Source organism: Dellaglioa sp. CoH-55-MRSF-8, assembly GCF_056782195.1.
In genome coordinates, this window is record NZ_JBXAYH010000079.1 from 1 (window position 1) to 444 (window position 444).

The following is a 444-nucleotide window of genomic DNA, read 5'->3' on the forward strand; positions in this document are numbered from 1 at the left end:
GATGGTCCAAAAATTAGCAGCATCGGGCAAGTGATTGATCGTTGGATTACAAGGGCCTCGCCTTGGGCGATGGCCGCACTTCTGGGGGTTGCTTGCTTTTGGGCCCTAGAGCCCCAACCAGAAACACGTATAGAAATCAGTCAGACGTACTACGCATCTCCGGGAGGTTACGTGCCGATGCACGTACCCCTGAACATAGTCAACAAGACGCATCGACGTGCCGTCTACAGCATGTACTTGACTGACATGAACGGCCGCACCGTGTATAAGTATCCTGAGTACACGGACGTAGCGGACAATGGGCTGTCACTGGAGTACATGAATGTGCCAGTCCCCAAACAGCTTAAGGCCGGTACGTATGCGGTACGTGCCACCATGTTGTACAAATTCAACCCTTTCAAGAACGGAGTCGTGGACACGCGTCTTGGATTTATTGAGGTGAAC

Annotated in this window: 1 protein-coding gene; it reads left to right on the top strand. The window is 52.3% G+C overall.

All coding sequences use genetic code 11. The features are described from left to right. Positions 1 to 177: 177 nt before the first annotated feature. Positions 178 to 444: hypothetical protein (locus AC1RPW_RS07995; protein ID WP_481769442.1), on the top strand; the 267-nt coding region annotated here is incomplete at its 3' end.